Origin of the sequence: Kineococcus glutinatus, from assembly GCF_039542765.1 — a bacterium.
Classification (GTDB): domain Bacteria; phylum Actinomycetota; class Actinomycetes; order Actinomycetales; family Kineococcaceae; genus Kineococcus_A; species Kineococcus_A glutinatus.
This window is the reverse complement of the sequence record NZ_BAABIL010000105.1, coordinates 1-5385: the sequence shown is the minus strand read 5'-3', so window position 1 is coordinate 5385 and position 5385 is coordinate 1. Positions and strand designations below refer to the sequence as shown.

The 5385-nt window shown below is 76.4% G+C and carries 5 protein-coding genes; 1 reads left to right on the top strand and 4 read right to left on the bottom strand.

Going from position 1 to position 5385, the window contains the following annotated elements; translation table 11 throughout:
- The 3 genes from ABEB16_RS04715 to ABEB16_RS04705 all read right to left on the bottom strand — a co-directional run.
- Positions 1–366 (bottom strand): DUF7711 family protein (locus ABEB16_RS04715; RefSeq protein WP_345711110.1); only part of this gene is annotated, 366 nt, incomplete at its 3' end.
- A 74-nt stretch (positions 367–440) separates the two neighbouring features.
- The gene (locus ABEB16_RS04710) at positions 441–1910 is read right to left on the bottom strand and encodes an NAD-dependent succinate-semialdehyde dehydrogenase (protein ID WP_345711109.1); all 1470 of its coding nucleotides are present in this window, start codon (positions 1908–1910) and stop codon (positions 441–443) included.
- A 60-nt stretch (positions 1911–1970) separates the two neighbouring features.
- Positions 1971–3656 carry a thiamine pyrophosphate-dependent enzyme gene (locus tag ABEB16_RS04705; protein WP_345711111.1) on the bottom strand — a complete coding sequence of 562 codons (1686 nt, stop codon included), beginning with the start codon at positions 3654–3656 and terminating at the stop codon, positions 1971–1973.
- A gap of 292 nt (positions 3657–3948) precedes the next feature.
- Here ABEB16_RS04705 and ABEB16_RS04700 point away from each other — a divergent pair, with 292 nt between their 5' ends.
- On the top strand, positions 3949–4344 hold the full coding sequence (locus ABEB16_RS04700; RefSeq protein WP_345711108.1) for an ATP-binding protein: 396 nt from the start codon (positions 3949–3951) through the stop codon (positions 4342–4344).
- Here the strand turns inward: ABEB16_RS04700 and ABEB16_RS04695 are convergent.
- Positions 4307–5385: P-loop domain-containing protein (locus ABEB16_RS04695; protein WP_345711107.1), on the bottom strand; the 1079-nt coding region annotated here is incomplete at its 5' end. The genes ABEB16_RS04700 and ABEB16_RS04695 overlap by 38 nt on opposite strands.

Here is a 5385-nt window from a genome sequence, read left to right as displayed (position 1 = left end):
CTCGCGCACCCCGCCGGCGGCGTCCCACACGAGCGCGGGCCGGTGCAGGACGTGGTTCCACACGGGCGCGCGCAGGCTGCGCCAGTGCGCCCGCACGGGCAGCTGCGGCAGCCGTACCGCGCTGGCCCAGTGCTGCGCGCCGTGCGGGGCGCAGCGCCACGCCGCCTCCACCGGGTCGACGTCGACGCACAGCGCCACGTCCACGGCGTCCAGCTCGGCGTGCCCGTCACCGGCGGGTTCGAGCAGCGCGCCGGCCACCCACAGCTGCTGCACCCGCAGCGGGAAGATCGTCGCCGGGCGCCCGGCCATGTCGGCGCAGGCGCGGGCGAGGTGCTCGACGTGGCCGGCGGCGCGGGATCGCTTCACCCGCCCATCCTCGCCGAACCCGGTGCGGGACCCCGGCGCCGGGACCTCAGCGCAGAAACCTCAGCGCAGAAACCTCAGCGCCCGATGCCGACGTACTTCGTCTCCAGGTACTCCTCGATGCCCTCGAGACCCCCCTCGCGGCCGAAGCCGGAGGCCTTGGTCCCGCCGAAGGGGGCGGCGGCGTTGGACACCACGCCCGCGTTGAGCCCCACCATGCCGGTCTGCAGCTCCTCGGCCACGCGCAGCCCGCGGTCCAGGCCCTCGGTGAAGGCGTAGGCGATGAGGCCGTACTCGGTGGCGTTGGCCAGCGCGACCCCCTCCTCCTCCGTGTCGAACGCGACGACCGGGGCGACCGGCCCGAACGTCTCCTCGCTGAGCAGCCGCGCCCCCGGCGGGACGTCCCGCACGACGGTGGGGGCGTAGAACCAGCCGCGCTCGCCGACCTCCTGCCCGCCGGTGACGACCTTGGCCCCGGCCGCGACCGCCTCCTCGACGCGCCGCGCCACGTCGCGCCGGGCGGCGTCGTCGATGAGCGGGCCGACCTGCACGCCGTCCTCGGTGCCGCGGCCCACGACGAGGGCCTCCAGGCGCGCGGCGAGGCGCTCGGTGAACTCCTCCGCGAGGGGCCGCTGCACGTAGAACCGGTTGGCCGCGGTGCACGCCTCGCCGGTGTTGCGCATCTTCGCCGCCACGGCGCCCTCGACGGCCCGGTCGAGGTCGGCGTCGTCGAAGACGAGGAACGGGGCGTTGCCGCCCAGCTCCATCGAGGTGCGCAGCAGCTGCCGGGCGGACTGCTCCACGAGCCGCTGCCCGACGGCGGTGGAACCGGTGAACGTCAGCTTGCGCAGCCGGGGGTCGGCCAGCAGCGGCGCGACGACCCGGCCGGTGGTGGAGGTGGTGAGGACGTTGAGGACGCCGTCGGGCAGGCCGGCCTCGGCCATGACCTGCGCCAGCAGCAGCATCGTCAGCGGCGTCGCGGTGGCGGGTTTGACGACGACGGTGCAGCCGGCGGCGACGGCGGGGGCGATCTTGCGGGTGCCCATCGCGAGCGGGAAGTTCCACGGCGTGATGGCCAGGCACGGCCCGACGGGCTGCTTCATCGTGACCAGGCGGCTGCCGCCGGCGGGGTCGTCCGACCAGCGGCCGCCGATGCGGGGGGCCTCCTCGGAGAACCAGCGCAGGAACTCCGCCCCGTAGGCGACCTCGCCACGGGCCTCCGCCAGCGGCTTGCCCATCTCCAGGGTCATCAGGAGGGCGAAGTCGTCGGCGCGGGCGGTGAGCAGCTCGAACGCGCGGCGTAGCACCTCCGCCCGCTGCCGCGCGGGGGTGCGCCGCCATCCGTCGGCCGCGGCGACCGCGGCGTCCAGGGCCGCGGCGCCGTCCTCGACGCCGCCGTCGGCGACGGTGGCGATGACCGATCCGGTGGCGGGGTCCTCGACGTCGATGCGGCGGCCGGTCGCGCCCTCGCGCCAGCTGCCCGCGATGAACAGCCCGGTGGGGACGGAGGCGAGCAGCTGCTGCTCCTGCTGGGGGGTGGTGCTCACGGGTGGGGACGTCCTCTCGGTTCCACGGTGGGTCGCGGGTGGGTCGCGGGTGGGCGGGGGTCAGTACGCCTGGGCGCGCTGCTCGACGACGAGGTGCACCAGCGCGAACGTGCCGTCCTCGTCGATCGCGCGCAGGGCGGCGGCGAGCGCGCCGGGCACCTGCGCGTCGTGCTCGGCCCGCACCCCGAACCCGCCGTAGGCCCGCGCCAGCAGCGCGAAGTCCGGGTTGCGCAGCTGGGTCCCGCTGACGCGACCGGGGTGGTGGCGCTCCTGGTGGGTGCGGATCGTGCCGTACTCGGCGTTGTCCACGACCACGACGAGCGGGGTGGCGCCGTACTGGGCGGCGGTGGCGAGCTCCTGGCCGTTCATGAGGAACTCCCCGTCGCCGGCGATCGTCACGACGCGGCGGCCGGGGTGGATGAGCGAGGCGGCGACGGCGGAGGGGATGGAGTACCCCATCGACCCGTTGCGCGCGCTGATCATCGAGGCGTAGCCGCGGGTGGGGAAGTACCGGTGCGCCCAGTTGGTGTGCTCGCCCGCGCCGAACGTCACCATCGCGTCGGCGGGCAGGCCGGGGACGAGGTTCGCCATCAGGGTGTCCACCCGGGCCGGCCCGTCGGCCGGCTGCGCCGGCGGCAGCGCGGCGAACGCCTCCTGCTCCCGGCGCATCCGCTCCGTCCAGGTGGCCCACTCGTCGCGGACGGCCAGCTCCACGGTGAGCAGGTCGCGCACGAACGCGTCCGGCTTGGCGACGATCTGGTACGAGACGGGACCCGAGCGCCCGCGCAGCGAGGGGTCCATCGTGACGAGGAAGTTCTCCTTGCCCCAGTCCTGCCGGGCGACGAACCCGTTGGTGATGGCGTCACCGGGCACGGTGCCGACGAAGACGAGGAGGTCGGTCTCCTCCAGCAGGTCGTAGGTGGGTTTGGGCCGGCCGTAGCCGATGGGGCCGACGTAGGAGGGGGAGTCGAAGGGGACGGTGCCCTCGGTGCGCCACTCCGCGGCGGCGGGCAGCCGGTGCCGCTCCAGCCACCCCGTCAGCGCCGCCGCGGCCTGCGGGCTCCAGTCGTTGCCGCCGGTGACGAACAGCGGCCGGCTGGCGCGCGACAGCGCCTCGGACAGCACCGCGACGTCGTGCGCCGTCATGCCGCCGGAGGCCACCGGGATCGGCGGGTGCGGCGTGGCGTCGACGGGCTGGCGCAGGACGTCCTCGGGCAGCCCCACCACGACGGGGCCGGGCCGGCCGCTCACGGCGGCGAACATCGCCTCCGCGACGACGGCCGAGGCCCGCTCGGCCTGGTCGAGCACCATGACGCGCTTGGCGCCGCTCTCGAACCACGCCTTGGGGTCGAACTCCTGGAACGCCTCGCGGTCGCGGTGGCCGAAGGGGATGAGGCCCACGAACAGCACGAGCGGGGTGGAGTCCTGCCACGCGGTGTGCAGGCCGACGTGCGCGTTGGCGGCGCCGGGACCGCGCGTCACCATGGCCACGCCCGGCCGGCGCAGCAGCTTGCCCTCGGCCTCGGCCATGTACGCCGCGCCCCCCTCGTGGCGGCAGACGACGGCCTCCACCCCGGAGTCGACGAGGCCGTCGAGGACCTCCAGGAAGCTCTCCCCCGGGACCAGGTAGGCCCGCTGCACGCCGTGGGCGGCGAGGGCGTCCACGATGACGTGCCCCGCGGTCCTGACCCGCGGCCCACCTGCGCCGGGGTGTCCGGCGGGCGGCGCGGCGCGGTGGCCCGGGATGAGCGCGGTGGCCGCCGCGTCGGGGCCGGACGGGGCCGGCGGGGCCGGCGGGGTCAGGAGCGGGGAGGCGGTGGGAGAGGGCACGGCAGCGACCGTAGGGATCACCGCGCTCGTTGACAGAGGAGATGCGCGGCAATTTCGGGCTTTCTTTCCGCATCGTCAACACGTCGCGCGGTGGTCGGCGGTGGCGCGCCACCCGGGTGCGCCGCGCGGCCCGCTGCTGGGCTACCGTGCCCGCGCGCCACCGGGTACGGGTTGCCGGGCGCGCGACGGGGTGCCGACAGGAGGGTCCGTGGAGGAGCTGCAGCTCGCCGGCGAGCTGGCCTCGGTCCCCGACGCGCGGCACTGGCTGGGCGAGCGGTGCGCCGAGGCGGGCCTGCCCGCACCGGCCCGCACCATCGCGGAGCTGCTCACCACCGAGCTCGTCGGCAACGCCGTCGTCCACGGCAACGGCCCCGTGCGGGTCACCCTGCGGCTGGACGGCGCCGGCGTCACCGTCGGCGTCCACGACTCACACCCCGGCCGCCCCGTGCTGCGCCACGTCGGCGCCGAGGCCACCGGCGGTCGCGGCGTCGCCCTCGTCGACGCCCTCGCCACCCGCTGGGGCGTCACCCCCGACACCGGCGGACGCCCCGGCAAGACGGTGTGGTTCACCCTCCGGGCGGAGGGGACCACCGCGGCGGGCTGAGCACCACCGAGCCCCCCACCGGACCCCCCACCGGGCCCTGCACCCCCAGGACCCGCAGCCCCCGCAGCCGGCCGAGGGCGGCGGCCACCTCGAAGCGGCGCGGCACGACCGCGTCCACCACCAGCTCCCCCAGCAGCAGCTCCACCGCCCCCGCGCGCCCCTCCGCCAGCTCCGCGTCCAGCAGGTCCAGCGCCTCCGCCAGCGCCCGGTCCACCAGGTGCCCGGCCGCCGCCAGCCGCACCAGCGCCAGACCCACCCCCACCACGTGCGGGGCGTCCACGAGCTGGCGCACCGCCCGCACGTCGACCTCGTGCTCCCCCAGCAGCAGCGCGTCCGTCCCGCGCGCCGCCACCCGCACCCGCCCGCGCGCGGACGCGTCCAGCGACGCCGGGTCCACCACCCGCTGCCGGGCGGGCGGGAACGCACCCGCCTCCGCGACCCGCCCCGTGGGCGTGGCCGCCACCTCCCGCGCCCGGGCGGTGACGTCGGTGCAGCGGTAGGCGTCCATCATCAGCACCCGGTCGGCGACGTCCAGGTAGTCCCCGGAGGAACCCACGACCAGGACCGTGGACACCCCGCGGTCGCGGTGCAGGGAGCGCACCAGGTCCACGAACGGGTGCAGCGGCTCCCGCTCCCCCGACACCAGCGCCTGCATCCGGGCGTCGCGCACCATCAGGTTCGTCGCGGTGGTGTCCTCGTCGAGCAGCAGCACCCCGGCACCGGCCTCCAGGGCCTCCAGCACCGCCGCCGCCTGCGACGTCGACCCCGACGCCTGGTCGGTGCTGAAGTCCGCCGGGTCCAGCCCGCCGGGCAGCGCGGCCACGAAGGCGCCGACGTCCACCCGCGTCACCGCCCGGCCGTCCTCGGCCCGCACCGCCACTGCGTCCGGCCTGGTCACGACCAGCTCGCGCCCGTCGCCGGGCACGTGGTCGTGGACGCCGGCCTCCAGCGCCCGCAGCAGCGTCGACTTGCCGGAGAAACCGCCACCGACGACGAGCGTCACGCCCTCCGGGATCCCCGCGCCGACCACCCGACCGGCGT